Annotated in this window: 9 protein-coding genes, 1 tRNA gene and 2 pseudogenes; 7 read left to right on the top strand and 5 right to left on the bottom strand. The window is 35.0% G+C overall.

The genetic code is table 11. The annotated features are described in order from the left end of the window. Nucleotides 1–1,677 precede the first annotated feature (1,677 nt). Nucleotides 1,678–2,202: pseudogene (locus ACFIKQ_RS07540) on the top strand (antA/AntB antirepressor family protein). A 49-nt stretch (nt 2,203–2,251) separates the two neighbouring features. On the opposite strand, the gene ACFIKQ_RS07535 reads toward ACFIKQ_RS07540, so the two are convergent. Beyond that, on the bottom strand, nt 2,252–2,557 hold the full coding sequence (locus ACFIKQ_RS07535) for a BrnA antitoxin family protein (protein WP_375656209.1): 306 nt from the start codon (nt 2,555–2,557) through the stop codon (nt 2,252–2,254). A 329-nt stretch (nt 2,558–2,886) separates the two neighbouring features. Here ACFIKQ_RS07535 and ACFIKQ_RS07530 point away from each other — a divergent pair. Next, nucleotides 2,887–3,280, top strand: a pseudogene (locus ACFIKQ_RS07530) (hypothetical protein); the annotation flags it as partial. Nucleotides 3,281–3,612: 332 nt separating this feature from the next. Here the strand turns inward: ACFIKQ_RS07530 and ACFIKQ_RS07525 are convergent. From ACFIKQ_RS07525 to ACFIKQ_RS07515, 3 genes are all read right to left on the bottom strand, one after another. Continuing rightward, nucleotides 3,613–4,620: an outer membrane protein gene (locus tag ACFIKQ_RS07525; protein ID WP_375656208.1), complete on the bottom strand. Its 1,008-nt coding sequence runs from the start codon at nt 4,618–4,620 to the stop codon at nt 3,613–3,615. A 564-nt stretch (nt 4,621–5,184) separates the two neighbouring features. After that, nucleotides 5,185–5,457, bottom strand: coding sequence for a hypothetical protein (locus ACFIKQ_RS07520; RefSeq protein ID WP_375647414.1), 273 nt, complete (start codon nt 5,455–5,457; stop codon nt 5,185–5,187). After that, a complete protein-coding gene (locus tag ACFIKQ_RS07515; protein ID WP_375656207.1) occupies nt 5,451–7,826 on the bottom strand; it encodes a mechanosensitive ion channel domain-containing protein in 2,376 nt (791 codons plus the stop codon). Before ACFIKQ_RS07515 ends, ACFIKQ_RS07520 begins: the two co-directional genes overlap by 7 nt. 180 nt (nt 7,827–8,006) lie before the next feature. On the opposite strand from ACFIKQ_RS07515, the gene ACFIKQ_RS07510 reads away from it, so the two are divergent. The 4 genes from ACFIKQ_RS07510 (at nt 8,007) to ACFIKQ_RS07495 (ending at nt 13,810) form a co-directional block, all read left to right on the top strand. Beyond that, nucleotides 8,007–8,384: a hypothetical protein gene (locus tag ACFIKQ_RS07510; protein ID WP_375656206.1), complete on the top strand. Its 378-nt coding sequence runs from the start codon at nt 8,007–8,009 to the stop codon at nt 8,382–8,384. A 92-nt stretch (nt 8,385–8,476) separates the two neighbouring features. Next, on the top strand, nt 8,477–10,990 hold the full coding sequence (secD, locus tag ACFIKQ_RS07505) for a protein translocase subunit SecD (RefSeq protein ID WP_375644680.1): 2,514 nt from the start codon (nt 8,477–8,479) through the stop codon (nt 10,988–10,990). Nucleotides 10,991–11,089: 99 nt separating this feature from the next. Next, nucleotides 11,090–12,841, top strand: a complete 1,752-nt coding sequence (gene ybaL, locus ACFIKQ_RS07500; RefSeq protein WP_375656205.1) for a YbaL family putative K(+) efflux transporter — start codon at nt 11,090–11,092, stop codon at nt 12,839–12,841. 15 nt (nt 12,842–12,856) lie between these two features. Then, nucleotides 12,857–13,810 (top strand): YbhN family protein, encoded by a 954-nt coding sequence (locus tag ACFIKQ_RS07495; RefSeq protein ID WP_375636305.1) that lies wholly within the window; start codon nt 12,857–12,859, stop codon nt 13,808–13,810. Nucleotides 13,811–15,381: 1,571 nt separating this feature from the next. On the opposite strand, the gene ACFIKQ_RS07490 is transcribed toward ACFIKQ_RS07495, so the two are convergent. Next, nucleotides 15,382–15,457: transfer RNA gene (locus tag ACFIKQ_RS07490), tRNA-Lys, on the bottom strand. A gap of 437 nt (nt 15,458–15,894) precedes the next feature. Between ACFIKQ_RS07490 and ACFIKQ_RS07485 the strand changes: the two genes are divergently transcribed. Beyond that, entirely contained in the window at nt 15,895–17,463 is a 1,569-nt protein-coding gene (locus ACFIKQ_RS07485) for a TerC family protein (protein WP_375647408.1), read from the top strand. Nucleotides 17,464–17,832: the final 369 nt, after the last annotated feature.

Raw genomic sequence — 17,832 nt, 5'->3', positions numbered from 1 at the left:
GGCTCTGTTTATGGCAATGCTAAAATCTCATATTGTGCAACGATCTGGGGGCGTGCTTATGGCAATGCAAAAATCAATAAAAAAAGCAAAGTAAGGTTGGTTCCAAAAAATTGTGAGGTGTATGAAAGGGATAATGTTGTCAATATAACTGATAAAACAGAATAAAAACACGCATGGGGCGTGCCTTCTTTATGGTTATAAACGCATATAAAATGCATTTCTATAAACATATCATAAAAGAGAGAGTAAAATAAAAAAAAGCCGTGCCAAATAATATGACGCGACTTTCAAATGTCTATTCTAATGATTAAAATGAATCATCCACATGGAGTAATGAATGCATATATACAAAACGTATCATATTGCAAGCGCTCTATTAGAGATATGAAAACTTATCAAAAGAAACGTAAATGGTGCGATGATCTTTAATCACTCATTTGAATTACAGAGCCTATAAACGCTTTTATGGCTATCAAACGTATCAATCATAACGTCTTTATCTTAAGCACATTATCAAAACGCTTGGTAGCTTTAACAAAGCCCGTTTTTTACATTTACGAGCGTTGGTTTTCAAAACAATCTCTCATAAGACAATAAACAACCGATTTTATCAAACGCAAGACTTTAAAAACTGTTATAAACATCAGTTTCAAACGTTTAAACGTGCATTTAGAAAAGCTTTTATAAGCGTATTTTCATTTTGCACTCAAATGTAAATTCTTTGCAAATTAATCGCTCTATATTTGGCTAGCAAAATTAAGTAAAATCCCATGCCTTATGATGTTACAACGGTTTTAAATTTTTCTTGCTTGCGTTATATCATTAAAAAGCTTTCTCTTTCATAAGACATAACATTGTGATTTTCATTCTATATGTCATGATATTATATTTATGCTGATTACTTATCATTTTCTAAACTTTTAGAAAGCGTTTTAAAAGTAATCTTGTTTTTAAATCCTTTTATGCAATCTTTATAAATTAAACCTATAAGCTTATAAAAGTTTTAAATGATTACCTTCTTATAGGATAATCTAATGTTGCGATAACATCTTTAGATTTTACGCTTCTCAATTTTGAGAACTGTAATTTTATGTTTTTATCATGCGATTAACAATCCAATCATTAAAACAAGATGTGATCTTTAAACGTATGTTATCGATATTCCAAACGACTAAATTTTTAACAATGTAATTTGTGCTGTGATAAAAACGTATCATAAAATTTATAAACTGTTATGAGTGATATCGGCTTTTCATTTCGTCTGAATGCACACATGCGTTATAATATTTGCATCATGATTAGCTTTTTATGGTCTATTCATACATGGCAATCTTATATAAAAAATGGTCAAATGAATCATGCATAAAAGTATGGATTCTTAAGTGGATTCTTATAAAATAATTGCACACAACGTATTGACTTTATTGAGTTTTTTAGTATTATATTTTATATGACCGAAAGAGAAGGAACGCTTATTCTTGTATCTGCCGTATAACTTGCAACCAAAGTATCATTGCCTAATGCCAAGGTTATACGCGTTCCTTTCTTCAATGTGAGTTGTTTTTTCCCTGTCGCAACAAGAAACGGCGTAAAAATTGAAAGAACCCTGTAGCATCAAAAGGAAATATTCCTTTTATTGAGTGTCAATCAAAAACATCTAACCACAAGGAGTTCTTTATGAACAATCTCATAGAAATTAGAGAACAGGTTATTGATCAGGAAGCTGTCCAAACAGTAAACGCAAGCGAGTTGCATACATTTATGGGAATAGGAAAACGTTTTGCTACTTGGATTACAGATCGTATTAATCAGTATGAGTTTGAAGAAGGAAAAGATTTCATAAAAACACAAGATTGCGGTTTCAAAAATTGGGAAGCGCAAAATCTAGGGCTGTTACAACAATTAATTATCACCTTACATTAGATATGGCAAAAGAGCTCTCAATGGTTGAACGCAATAAGAAAGGACGTCAAGCATGTCGCTATTTTGTTGAATGCGAGAAAAAGTTGAGAAGCCAATCTGTTGATTATGAATTATTTTCTTATGAGTGTTAAAAAAACTGCCGGTGTTGGAGAAATCTTAGGGTTGATGATGAGGCGTTTGTTAGATGCAAATGGACTCGAAAAAGAACTTGAACATTATAAAGCTTTCATTAAAGAAGTAAAACAGGTCTTAGAAAGATCTGTCATGAAAGCTGCATAAGTAAAAAACAGAAATCCCCCCTTTCTCAAAAATGGGGAAGTGGTTTTGTTTAGCAACCGCTTGCTTTTTTTATGACTTCCCCCATACGCATGCGCCAATCTTTCCCCTGTTTCTTAAAAGAGGCAATAACATTTGGGTCAAGGCGTAGAGTAACCGCTTGTTTGGGAGATTCAACTGGTGGACGCCCACGTTTACGGCGTTCTTCTGTTACATATTTAAAAAAGGAGGGTGGTAAAACATCTTTAGCTGGCTTTAGACGTGCAAGTTCTTCATCTGTTAGTGGTGGGGAATCCACAGCATCCCAATCTTTTTTTGTGTAGCCACATCCTGTTTCAAAGTTTTTTTTGATAGTCATTGAAAACCTCTCTTTCTTTTTTATTAGCTTGACGAAAACTGATAATGAATATCGTTTCATTGCCAAGCTTTGCAAAAACAACAACCATTATACCATCAGCAAAATGTCCAATAGCCTTCATGCGTTTTGAATGTGTGCATCAATAAGAGCATGTTCCCAGTCAAAGTAAATAACATCAGCAAAATCAGGCTTATGTTTATCAATGTTTAAAGCTCTTTTTGGTCCATCCTACACTATCTTCACATATTTTATGTACACGAAAAATATAACACCATCAATAAAATTAAAGTGTACAATAATTCGCACAAACCATTCAAAATAGAAAAACTATGAATAAAAAAGAACGGCAGGGCATATCGGTTCGTACGTTTGTGAAAAAGATGCGTGTCTCTCCTAATACGGTTGTTTCACGATTTAAAACAGGTAAATTTGATGAGGCTCTTTTTGAAGATGGTTCTATCAATGAAGCTCTTGCAACAGCCATCTGGAATGAGAATCCAACAAAGCGCCCTTCTTCACTTTTAGCGCCTGATGGACAACCGCAGACAAAGATAAAATAAGCCTCCACAGATGAAGCCAATGAATACAAGATAGAACTGGAGCGGATGCAAGTTGCGCTTGAAAGCGAAAAGATTGCACTTGAACGACTACGCGAAACAACTGTTGACCGTGAGAGCAGCCCGTGAGTTTGGAAGAGCGCACCGTAATGCCATGTTGAATTTTCTTTATCTTCTAATTGTTTAGATAGAAATTTTATCTTTAAGTTTACTTTTTTAACGCTATAACGATATTATCATGTGATAATCGTAATAATACAAAAAACGAATCATTCCTTCTTTGCAAATAAATATTTTAACTATACCTTGTGAACCAAAGAATTTTCATTTTTAACAATTAAGAATTTTAATAATTCTTTCGTATCTCCTCATCATCACTCAAAATCAAAGACCCTTTCTTCACCATAAAATAGCATTTACAATGCATAACATAAAAAAAATAAAGGCCCTATCAAAGAGATAGGACCTCTTAAATTTAAGCTCCTTTATCCTACACAACTAGAATTTGTAAGCTATTCCTGCGCGAAAATCATTCGTCTTATACTTAACTTCAATCTCGTCTTTAAATTTCTTTTTACCAAAATCTGAGTAACGATATTCCGCACGCACAACAAGATGATCTGTCATTGCAAAATCAACACCACCGCCGAGAGTATAACCAATCATCGTTTTTGTTGCATCCGATGTCCTATTAAAGGGCTCACCTCCCGTAATTACTGTCGACAAAATATCTTGAAACTGTCCATAAGCAATACCACCAGCAATATAAGGCATCACACGCCCCGCAGAAAACCCAACACGCACCCGTGTAGCACCTGTCCATTTTTGTTTTAACGTATGATTAAAAGTTAAACTGTCTTTATCCTCTGCAACAGAGCGAGACAATCCTCTACCCTGTCTACTGACAAGTTTTGCCCTTTTTCGACTTTTTCCTTCAGTACCCGCTCCTTCAGTACCCGCTCCTTCAGTACCCGCTCCTTCAGTACCCGCTCCTTCAGTACCCGCTCCTTCAGTACCCGATCCCTCAGTACCCGATCCTTCAGTACCCGATCCTTCAGTACCCGATCCACCAGTGCCAGGGCCACCAACACTCGATTCATCAGCCTGAAATCTTGTTTTTGTATCCTTTTTTTCCGTTAAAAGAATATCCGTATCAATCCCCACAATAAAATTATTACCGAGATCAAAATTAACACCCGCATAAAAACCACCCATAAATCCAGAAAGCTCAGGCATATACTGTTTCTCGACGGGTATCCATGGTTTACTTTTACTCTCTTCATCAGGATAGAGAGGAATATTAACATCACGCGTTATCGCAGAAGTCTTACTTGAAAAGCCACCCACTTGCCCCCCGAAATAAATGCCTGCCCAAGAAAAAGGTGAAGAAGCAACAACTTCTGAGGCAACATGTACTGGCTCTTCATGAGCCACCACATCTGCAGCCTGTACTATAGAAGGTGAAATTAAAGAAAAAACAGATGCTGTTATAAATTTTGTATTCATAAAATTATACCCCATTGCTAAATTTAAATATAATCAAAAATCACATTTAGAAAAACAAAGTTTTATAAATTCTTATGCTGCAAAATCGCATGTACTCCTTTATAGTTACATTTAAATCTATCACTAGATTAATATATCTTTACATCAAAATTTAATATTATCAAATAAATTTTAAAATATTAGAACAATGAATACTCCAAATAATAAATATTTAATAAAAATACTTATTATATTTTTTAAATGATGAAATATAAAACATTGTGTATCAAAACAAACGCAAAAAAAATCACAAAATAGTATATTTTACACCTTTTTTCGTGAGAAAAATTCTAAAAGTGATGTAACTATTTTTTAAAAAATCGATATTCATTAAAAATATTATAAATACCTCAATATTATTATATCCAAAATGCATACTGTAGATTCTACATAGTATTAAAAAATACACCCATTTTATACTAAAATCATACCTTTTTTCTACCATTTTCTAAAGGATGAGATTATTAATACGACAATATCATTATCCTTCTAAATCTTGTCTCCAAATAAAAATTCTCAATCATTTTATTTAAAAACTGCTCTTCCCCGACTGATTTCTATATTATCATCTGCCTTTATTGCAAAACGGTCTTTATTAGGAAAAGTTATAAAACATCCCTTCATACAAATTGTAATTGTTTGATGAGTATTTAAAGAAACTTTTGAAGGTATACTTCCCTCGATAACAACGAGAGATTGTACCTTTAAATCTGTATTCTTCACTGTTGCGGCAAAAGCTGTTATGGTAAAAATATTCAACAGAATAACTGTAATCAAAGCATAAATATATTTCAGCATTCTAAGATTCCTTCCTCAGCAAAACGCTTATATAAGACAAATCGAAGAGCATTGGTTACATGAGAAGGTGAGGTAATATTAGGTACATAAATAGCTAAATTAAAGGAAAAACTCTTATGATCAAATGCTGTAAAACTCACCTGCGGGGTAGGATTTTTTAAAACGCCTTCTGTCGCAAAAGCAATCTCCAACAAAATTTCAGCAACATGCTCTGGAGCAACTTTAGATGATACAGTAACTGGTATATCAATTCGTCCTACTTTATTACGTCTAGTCCAATTACTAACGTTGTTATTAATAAGGCTTGAATTGGGAATGATAATCGTCTTACGCTGAATGGTCTCAAGTTCCGTTGCACGCACACTAATACGCTTAACAACACCACCTACTGATCCAGATTCTATATAGTCTCCTATTTTAAATGGTCTTCCAACTAAAATAATAAGTCCAGAGACAAAGTTTTGGACAATATTCTGTAAACCAAAACCTATACCAAGTGAAAGTCCTCCAGCAATAAGAGCGAAATTTCTAAGATCCAAACCTGCCATTGACAATCCCGTCAAAGCAGACACAACAACGCCTCCATAACTTATCACTGTTTTGATAGAATTACGTATACCAGAATCGAACTCTCCATGAACCAACACCACACTATCTAACCAACCAATAAATCGGCGAATAAGAAACCAGCAAACACAAAAAGAAATAATTCCTGTTATAATAGAAATCAAAGAAAGAGTAATATTTCCAATCTGAAAACCAGTAACCAATTGCCACAATACTGCTTTCAAATCAGAATAGGAAAATCCAAACTGTACAGCAATTGGCATTGCACAAAATACAACAACAAATAAATTGAGAAAAACGCTCACAAAAACTCCCAATTGATTCATCGTTTTTTCTTCTAAATGAAACCTCTGCATCAAAAGATAACCAACCGTTGTTTTCATAAATTGGCCTTTAGTTCCAAGTTCTTGAGCGCTTTGTATTCCTAAATACATGAGAACTAAAAATGCTCCACCAATCATAATTTGCTGCATAATAAAACGTGCAAGACCAACATAACCTAAAAGATTCAACACAAAGAGCAGTAACCCCAAGCCAATAAGAGGAATGCGTATATAAAATGGCCAAAAGTATGGTTCTTTTTTTTCTCCTTGAAAACGCTTACGTCTAAATCGCAAAGGTACAAATGATATTATAAACAGCAATATCGCTACAAGAAAAACAGCAATAAAACTTTTAGCAATTGTCAAAGATAGAGGCGCTGAAATAATTTGATAAATACTATTAAGAACAGCATCAAATGCCAACACACCCGCTAAAGAAGTGAGTAAAATCACTAATTGATAAGCAGACGATGGTGCAATACTGAGAAGACGCGCATGGAGCATATTCGAAGATAAAAGAACAATTGCTAAGCGATTGATTAAAAACACTAAAATAATCTGACAACCTATCATATCAAAAACTGTTGTAAGCTTACCTAGATCTAAGTTAAAACTACGAAACAAAAACAACACAAGATAAACGCAAAAAGTACATATAAGCGAAGGTAAGAAAACTGAAATAAAGGCGATCAATAAGCGTTGTAAATAAGATATTTCCTCATTAGACTTCCTAAAGTGGCAATACACATGAACAAGAACTTTTCGAGAAAAATACGAAAGACCCAAAGTGATAAAAAGTGGAATTAAAAAGGAAAGAAATAGTTGTAACAACTTGAAATAAAATATAAAATTCCACCAAGAATTTAACAACAAAAGAAAATCTGATGAGGCCTCTTTTGTTTTTTGGGCGAGCTGTTTAACCATCGGAATCGAAAACTCAAGCCTATACGTAAGCGTGCGTTTAAAAAGCTCCCGAGATTGAGAAATAGAAAGTTCAGCTATTCTATTTGCCGCTAAGAAAATTTCTTCAAAACGAAGCATGATACTGTTAATTTTAGCTTTTTGCTCTATCAAGTAAGAATACTCTTTCACTGAGCTTTTCAGTTTTTTTACGTCACGATGGATCTCCGTTAATTGATCAAGAAGTGTATTAATCTCATTAAGAGGAAGACGCAAAACAAATGCTGCCTCAATAGCACGTTCACTGATATCTTGTGCACGTAACCGCAATTCTTCTAAAGAACGCTCATCTTCTGACTTTCTGTCAAAATCTCTTTTTAAAGTTTCACTATTTTCTTCAAGAGTCTCAATAATCAACTGTTGTTGTTGAATAATTTCATCAACTGAATAAGAATCTATTGTTTGTTCGACAATTGTATTTTGTGCCCCCCTATTCCCCCATGCACCAGAATTAAATACAAAGGTAATCCCCAAAAGAAGGAAAAGTATGTGGATGTTTTCTCTACAAAATGAATACATATCTACCTTATGCGCACAAAAAGGATTCTATCCCCCCCTCTCTAATATGGTATAAAACAGATATTTTCAACTTTTGTAGAATAATCTTATAAAAGCTTTCCCTTATCCTATAATACTGATAATAAGAGAAAAGGATAATAAATAAGCTGAACTCAATAAGATTAAAGAAGGCACTCTAGTATGTGTTTTTTGCACCTCTATTGCAAAAAAGAAAATTTTCTTCCTTTGACAACTTGGATTTTTCTATCCAGTTTAGGTGTATTCTTGACGAGCAACCTAGGAACGCGTGCTTATTTAATCAAACAATCACACACCAATAATATCATTAAAACGAATAGATTTAATTTACACAATAAGTGTGATCAGTTGAATGTTACCATAACTGAAAACAAAAAACTTGTAATACTCCATACAGAATCTATTTTTACGAAAACCTTTCAAAAAATCCTAACATTGGATTTCTTTTTAATAAAGATTCCAGCTATTGATACACAATTTCTTAGCGTTAAAACGCAATATTTCTCAAATAAACGCGCTCCTCCTAATGAACACACTTAAATTCTCTTCCTTGAATTATAAAACGATCATCTTATTTTACTTGTGCTTTTAACTTTGAATAACTGTTAGATTGCCTATTAGCGGAATATATCATGCGTACACCTGGTTGGTTAACTACCCTTTATTGTTTTATTCTTTTAAGCAGCATTTATGTTGCCTTGCCCAATTTATTTTCATACGAACAAGTTAAAAACTCGAAATTCTTACCCGACACCCGTGTAGCACTTGGTCTTGACCTTCAAGGAGGCTCTTCTCTCCTGCTCGAAGTTGATAGCAAAACGTTAAAACGCGATCAGTTACACATAGTTTTAGGCAGTGTACGCAATGTATTGCGTGAAAAACAAATCCGCACCTCAAGTGTGCGTATCGTTGAAGATAGTATTATTGCCCTTATTTCTGATCCATCGCAAACTGAAAAAGCACTCTCTGCTTTGAAAACATTAATAACCCCCATACACAGTAGCTTTGGTACAACAGAACATAACATCACGATCAGTGCTCAAAATGAAACTCTCCGCGTCACATTAACGGAAGCTGGTATAAAAGACCGTGTAAGCAATGCTATTGAACAAAGCTTAGAAATCATCCGTCGCCGTATAGATCAAGTTGGTGTTTCAGAACCAGCCATCCAAAAGGTCGGAAATGATCGTATTATGGTCCAATTGCCCGGACTACAAGATCCAAAACAACTACGTGATCTTTTAGGAACAACCGCTAAGATGAGTTTTCATCTTGTTCCTTCTAATGTGGACCCCAATAATCCCCCTATAGGTGTTTCTATTCTTCCTGGATATACTGATGCAACACAACACTATGCAATTTATGATCAAATCGCTTTAGATGGAAATGTCCTGAAAGATGCCCGTGCAGGTTTTGACCCCCAAATACCAGGGCGTTCCATTATTTCATTTACTCTAGATTCCGCTGGTGCAAAAATATTTGCCGATATAACACGACAAAATATTAACCGTCCTTTTGCCATTGTTCTGGATAATAAGGTTTTAACCGCTCCTACCATCAATAGTGTCATTCCCAATGGACAAGGTCAAATTACAGGAAACTTTGACCCCAAAGAAGCCTCAACTCTGGCTGCTCTGCTTCGTGCTGGTTCCCTCCCCGCACCACTCACGGTCATTGAAGAGAGAACCGTAGGTCCAAATCTTGGTGCTGATGCCATCCAAATGGGACTTTACACCGGCATAATTGGCTTTATTCTTGTTGCAATTTTTATTTTTCTTCTCTACCGCATTTGGGGATTAATTGCCAATATAGCACTAGCTCTGCACACGATTTTAACATTTGCTGCACTGAGTCTTTTGGGAGCTACGCTTACGCTACCTGGTATTGCTGGTATTATTTTAGGCATCGGTATTGCCGTTGATGCTAATATTCTCATCAATGAACGTATCCGTGAAGAAAGTCGAAAAGGTGTGAGTGCTTTTGCAGCCCTAGATCGTGGATTTAAACACGCTTTTGCAACCATTGTTGATGCAAATGTTACGGCAATTATAGCGACTGTCTTACTATTTTGGTTTGGCACCGGTCCCGTTCGTGGTTTTGCCGTAACAATGTTGCTTGGTATTATCATCTCCATGTTTACAAATATCACCATTGTACGCATCATCATGATTTGGATCGTTCGTAAATGGAAAATTAAAAAATTGCATATTCACTCTGCTTTCAACATCATGCCAGAAAACACAACTTTCCACTTTATGAAAGCACGTTTCATTGGTATTGGCGTCTCAATTGTTTTATCAATGGCTTCAGTCTTTCTCTTTTTTAAGCCTGGATTGAACTTCGGAATTGATTTCATTGGCGGAAGCCAAATGAGTATTACCACGAAAGCACCAGCAGATCTAGCAACTCTGCGTTCCAAGCTTTCTACTCTTAATATTGGTGAAGTTACCTTGCAAAATATTGATAACGAAAACACCGTATTAATTCGCATGCAGAAACAAAGCGGTAGCGAAGCACAACAAACCATCGCCATTGATAAGGTCAAAACAGCTGTACAAAATATCTATCCCGATACCACATTCGATCAAATAGAAGTTGTTGGTCCCAAAATTTCAGGCGAGCTTGCCACAGCTGCTTTTACTGCTGTTATCCTTGCGGCTATTGCCATGTCTCTCTATATATGGTTACGCTTCGAATGGTTCTTTGCTATTGGAGCAATTATCACTCTCATTCTAGACACCACAAAAATGATTGGCTTTTTTGCTTTATTTCAATTTGATTTTAATTTAACGGCTATCGCTGCACTCTTAACAATTGTTGGATATTCTATAAATGATAAAGTTGTCGTCTATGATAGGATGCGCGAAAATATGCGTCTTTATAAAAAAATGCCGTTGCGCGAGCTGATTGATCTGTCAATTAATCAGGTTCTTGTACGTTGTTTTTTTACATCAGCCACAACAATTCTTGCTATGCTCCCCATGGCGATATGGGGTGGAAGTGCTGTTCATAATTTTGCATTGCCCATGGTCTTTGGGATTATTATTGCAACATCATCCTCTATCTTTATTGCTGCTCCTATTTTACTCCTGCTAGGAAATTGGTGGCGTGAGCGAAATAATCGTGCAAATACCAAAGTGAAATAAAAATGCCCTTTAATACGTATGATACATTTCGCTTCTCTTCTCATAGAAATATAGTCATTTTCATTCATTCGCTTTTTGATCAAGAATAGTAAATAATCCATGCTCCACGACACACCACTTATCACAACTATTGTTGCAGGTTTATGTTTAGCATTTCTCTTGGGAATGATTGCTAGCCGTTTGCGTATTTCACCACTTGTAGGCTATTTGTTAGCCGGTGTTATTGTGGGACCCAATACAGGCGGATTTAAAATAGATTCCGTCATCATTAATCAACTTGCTGAAATTGGTATTATTTTGCTGATGTTTGGTGTTGGGCTCCACTTTTCATTAAAAGATCTTTTATCTGTCAAAGCTATTGCTGTCCCCGCTGCTATTGCACAAATGGCATTTTCTACTTTTCTAGGTTTGTGCCTTGGTTTGATTATGGGATGGGGCTTCGGTGGTAGTTTGATCTTCGGCCTTGCTTTATCCATAGCAAGTACTGTTATCCTTCTACGTGCTTTGCAAGAGCGTCATCTTATTGAAACAGAAAAAGGACGCATTGCCGTTGGATGGTTGATTATTGAGGATTTAGCAATGGTCCTTATACTTGTCCTCATCCCTTCCTTGGCAAGTGCCCTCAGCAACACCAAAAAAGAAGCGTTGGATCCTCTTGTTCAATGGTTGGATTTAAGTATTTGGGGTATTTTTGGTCTCACCATCCTGAAAGTGATTGTATTTATTGCACTTATGCTCGTCATTGGGCGACGCGTTATCCCATGGCTTTTAAAAATGAGCGCACAATCGGGATCACGTGAATTATTTCGTCTTAGCGTCTTTGCTATTGCATTAGGAGTGGCTTTTGGAGCCGCTCATTTATTTGGTGTTTCTCTTTCTCTTGGTGCTTTTTTTGCTGGTATGGTCATGAGCGAATCAGAATTAAGCCACCGTGCCGCGGAAGAATCTTTACCACTGCGCGATGCTTTTTCTGTTCTCTTTTTTGTTTCTGTAGGCATGTTATTTGACCCAGAGAAACTCTTAACTCATTTTTTTCCTCTCTTAGCAACCTTATTCATTATCGTAATCGGAAAATCTGCTGTTGCCTTTTTCATCGTTAAGGCTTTTCGCTATTCTAATGCAACAGCTTTGACTATTTCTGCAAGCCTTGCCCAAATCGGAGAATTTTCCTTTATCCTTGCTGGTTTAAGTTTAAGCTTAGGACTTTTAAACAATGACGCTCATGATTTAATTCTTGGAGGAGCAATTTTTTCTATTTTGCTCAATCCTCTTGTTTTCATTGCCTGTAATAAAATTAAAAAACGTCTAGAAAAAAATTCTGCATCTTCACAAAATACCCAAACAATTATTGATATTGATCCACAAGATCCTGACCAAGATTTTTTGCCGATGACCTTAAAAAATAGCCATATCGTAATTATTGGCTATGGTCGTATTGGTAAGTGTGTTGCATTATCTTTAATAAATAGAGGTAAACCTATAGTGATCGTAGAAGAATCAAAACGCCTCTCTGATAAAGCGATTGCAGATGGCTTTGAGGCTATTTGCGGCAATATCATTCAACAAGAAATAATGAACGCAGCAAATATAAGTAATGCAGATAAAGTTGTTATTACAATGCTAAGCACCATTGAAGTAGGAGAATGTATCGTTAATATAAGGAATATGAAGAAAGATATCCAGATAATCACACATGCATTATCCGACATAGAAACAACATATCTCATTGATTTAGGTGCTGATGTTGTAGTAACGGATAATGAAGAAATTGCCAATGGCATCATAGAGTATATAATGGAACGAAGATCTGTACAGAATATGCTCAATCATGAAAATTTACAGAAAACATAAAATGGATAAAGAATCGTGAAAATAAAGCAGTTTATATGGCCATTGATTGGTATCTTAGCAATGCTGATATCTATTCGGATTCTTTATATGAAACTCTCTGCCATTTCATTTGGGGATGTATTGGAGCGCTTGAGCGATTTAAATGCACAGCACTGGTTATTAGCCTGCTTATGTTCTCTCCTAGCTTATGCTGCTCTTGCTGGATATGATCGAATTGCCTTGCAACATCTAGGCCATAAAATTTCTTGGGTTTTTATCGCTATATGTTCATTTACAACCTACGCTCTTTCACACAATATCGGTGCTTCAGTTTTTTCTGGTGCCGTTGTGCGCTATCGTGCCTATAAAATGAAAGGATTAAACGGAACAGAAATCGCAATATTAGTAGGTTTTTGCTCTTTTACTTTTGTAATCGGCACAGTCTTACTTTTGGGAATCGTTTTGGTGCTACAACCCGAAATTATCACCCTCATTCATAAAGAACTTCCTGAATGGCTAGGAACAACGGTTGGAGCAATTTTACTCAGCTGTATAGCACTTTATACGTTTGGCAGCTGGCTTCAGTTAAAACCCTTACGCTTGGGTAAGAAAATTCAACTTTCCTATCCACGGCTGAAAATTGTTATTCAACAGCTTCTCATTAGCCCTTTAGAGCTTTTAGGAGCAGCCGGAATTATATATGCTGTTCTCCCACACAACGCAGATATTCATTTTATCTCTGTTCTTGGTGTTTTCCTAGCATCTTTTACGATAACTCTTCTCTCCAATGCTCCAGCAGGAGGAGTAGGAGTTCTTGAAGCTCTCTTCATAACAGGCATGCCCAATATAAATCCAACCGATGTTATTGCAGCACTTATTGTCTTTAGAATGTTTTATTTGATTATACCGCTTATCATTTCATTATTTGTGGTCGCCATTTTTGAAGCGCATCAATACTGGAAAAGAGCCCCCAAAACACCTCCTGAATAAATAAAAGGCTATCAACTACTTCTTTTTTGTGTGCCTATAAGAGATTATCATCCATGCTAATCGATTGTATATGTAAATTAATACAATCATTATTTTTATTTATCTTTTTTACATTGAAACTTGAAGGTCCCCTTTTATAAGAATCTTACTTTACGAAAAATATAGAAATATTTATCTATTTTCCTTCAAAAAAACTCCCATAAACTTGAATATTAAAAGTACTATTTTATTATGTAATCGATTTTTATGTTGGATAAAGCACATCATTGCAAAAAACAAATACTCAAATTTAAAAACCTCTATCTGAAAATAACTTCATTTTATTATTTAAAAAAGAAAAATTATATAAATCAAGAATACTTAAAGAACCCTTTTAATAAAAGAATTTTTCCTAAACGATCATATAAAAATACAAGGAAAAACTTTACAAAATTTTCATCTCTCAAAAATATAGGAATAATGTGTATACATATTGTGTCACGCTTTTGTTTGTCACGTTCTTTAATAGAATCAAGCCTCTCAAAGAAAAAACACCATCGTGTTGCCAATTTACATACCTTTTTTAAGAAACCTCTCTCAGTGCTCTTCCCCATTACACAATAACACCCGTAAATGGATAATAGTAAAGCCATTGTTGCACCATCATCTTTATACTTAATAAAAGAGCAAGCCTGCACCATTATACTATTTTTCCAATGTTGTGATAACTTTTAACGCTTAAGAACTTTAATAAGAATCATTTTTATGCTTTTCTTTAATAGTCTTTATCCACACGTTAATCCCATTTATAATGCACAAATAAATGAGTTTAATTAATTCATTATAAGAGAGATTAAAACAAAAGAAGTTTATGGCAGTAAAGTTTTCTCAAACAAAGAATAATTAATTATTATAAATCAATATATTATAATTGATTCTGAGCAGCTTTCTTAATGTTTATATTTTTAACGGTTAAGCTAACGGAAAGACAGTATAACGTAACCGCACGGTTTAATATTCTAAAACTTAAAGCCCTATTAAAGCTTATTTTCTGTCGTTTAGCAGGTATTAGCTTTAAACCATTAAACTGATCTAATTTTATTCCTGTTATGTCCAGCTAACTACTTTGTTTTATCTTGATTCACCCTCTTGGAATACTGATGATTATTACAGAGATCTTTTGTTTAAGTGGGAGAGTTATCAAAAAATATCCACGCTGCTGACACAACTAAAGTGTAAAGTTTCTTCTATCTTTAAACAATATGCTAAAAATCCAAAAAAATTTAGTCAATTTATATTAAAAGAAGTGAAAACTGTTGATTTTTATACCCCTTTAAATAGCACAATTGTCGGTAAGAAACTTCTCCTTACCAATTGCGATTAAAAAAAACAATACGCATTAAAAGATCTTTAAATGTCCTTTGAAGTTCTTTAAGCCCCTAAAAGTACAACACCCGATGACTAAGCTATATCGACAATCTTCACTTTTAAACAAATGCATATGGGGAAATCCTACTCCCCAATTTTATTTAGCAACTCGTACCTTAAAAAAATTTACGCAATCAATAAGTTGTTTACGGTATAAAATCGAATGGTGGGTGATGAGGGGATCGAACCCACGACCCGCTGATTAAGAGTCAGCTGCTCTACCGACTGAGCTAATCACCCATAAGCTTCTCAAAAGATGAGAATGAGCATTTCTATAACGCTCCTAAGGATGGATGTCCAGATATTTTGTTGTTTGTTATATAGACTCATTGTCTGTAAGATTAAAAATATGATATTCACCACTTGATCTTATATAAAAATAAACCCATTATAAGGAACTTTCTAAATAAATGTTCTGATTGTTATACAGAACCTATAGTTGGAGGATTATCGAGTATAATGCCCGAGCAAAATTTAGAGGAACCTTCTTGTGGTTGTAAGCGGGATGGGGCATCATTTTGTTTTATCAATAATCACATGCATTCAAGCAATATTTTGCTGTTTTTTTCGTTGAATATAAGTTTTTTTACATTCAATGTTCATGATCCAATATACGAATAAAAGCCTATGAATTTTTTTTGTCAATCGCGCGCTTTTAAGCTTCTAAAAGGTAAGGAATGATGGAATGGATCACTGATCCCCATGCGTGGTTTGGTTTGATCACGCTGGTTTTTCTCGAAATTGTTTTAGGAATAGATAACCTTATCTTTATTGCAATTTTAGCTGAAAAATTGCCACTGCATTTGCGTGACCGCGCACGCTTTCTAGGTCTTACTTTAGCATTAATTATGCGGCTTTTCCTTCTTACAGTTATTGGATGGGTTATGAGACTCGATAGGGTAATTCTTTCACTTTCATCTTTTGTATTTAGTTGGCATAGCTTTATTTTAATCGGTGGTGGAGCCTTTTTGCTAGCAAAGGGAACGTTAGAATTACATGAAAGGTTAGAAGGGGTATCACATGAAAGAAAAACAGGCGTTGCTTATGCTGTTTTTTGGCAAGTAATTGTTCAAATCGTGGTGCTGGATGCCGTTTTTTCACTAGACAGTATTATTACCGCAACAGGTATGATTGCAAAAGAGCAGGCAACAGTTATGTATATCGCAGTCATATCTGCTATGGGAGTAATGATGTGCGGATCTGGTGTTCTTATGCGTTTTATTAATCGTCATCCCACTATTGTAATCCTCTGTCTTGGTTTTTTGATGATGATTGGTTTTACTCTCATTGTTGAAGGATTTGGTTTTCATATTCCAAAAGGGTATTTGTATGCTGCTATTGGTTTTTCTGTTCTCATCGAAGCTTTTAATCAAATTGGACGTCGTAACCGTGAAAAAATGATTAAAACGAATGATCTACGCAGTAGAACAGCTGATGCTGTTTTGAGGCTCTTAGGAGGAGGAAGTAAAGATAGTCACCTTGCTGAGACTGTAGATGTTATTGCGGAACAGGCCGCAGCTTCTGAGTTGTTTAGACCAGAAGAAAAGGAGATGATTCGTGGTGTTCTCGATTTAGCTGATCGCCCTGTTCGCTCTATCATGTCGCCACGTAATGAGATTGAGTGGTTAGATTTAAATGCTGATGAAAATGAAATGCGTGAAGAATTACAAAAGGTTAAACATAGCCGCTTAATTCTTGCGCGTGAAAAAGTAGATGAATTTGTTGGCGTTGCATTGACAAAAGATCTTCTTTTGAATTTGGCTGAGGGGAAAAAGATTAATTGGAAAAAAGCTATGCGAGAACCCCTCGTTGTTCATGAAAATACAAGTGTTTTACGATTGATGGAGCAATTACGTCATTCTTCGATTCAGCTTGCAATTATTGTTGATGAGCATGGATCTTTTGAAGGAATTGCAACACCAACTGATATTCTTGAAGCTATTGCAGGAGACTTTCCTGATGACGATGAAGCTCTCATGATCGCAGAACGACTTGAAAATGGCAGTCTTCTTGTTGAGGGATATGCTGATATCCGCCGTTTAAGTGGTTATCTTGGGCGTAACCTTGTGGATGAAGCAGATCGTTATACGACTCTGGCAGGCTTTATGCTTTGGCAGTTTGGTCATTTACCAAATGAGGGAGAAAGTTTTGAAACTGATGGTTTACACTTTAAAGTGATTGAAATGGAACGCCGAAACATATCTAAAATCCTTATTTCTCCAATTGTCTTACCAGAAAAAAGCTAATTCTTTTTATAAGCAAGATGAATAAAAAGATTTTTTTATGATTAAAAATTGAAAAGAATAAGAAGTTGATGACTTAATTGCATTTCACTATTTCTATATTTTTTAAGCGTAAAGTAATGAACATACCAAAGTTATGTTATCAATAAACTTTCCATTATAAAAATTTCCATTGATGATTTACAAAAAGCTGTAAGAGAAAAAATGATGAAAAATTATTTGTCAATGGTCATTAATCTCAAAAATTATGAATATATACAACATATTGATTTATAATAATTATTTATTATAATATTAGCTTCACATCAAGAAATCATCTTTCAAACATCAGATTTCCGCTAATGGATAGAACTCCGCCATTGTTGGGTTCAC

It is taken from the genome of Bartonella sp. MR63HLJHH (assembly GCF_042194155.1).
Classification (GTDB): domain Bacteria; phylum Pseudomonadota; class Alphaproteobacteria; order Rhizobiales; family Rhizobiaceae; genus Bartonella; species Bartonella grahamii.
This window is presented reverse-complemented; position numbering and strand designations above follow the sequence as displayed.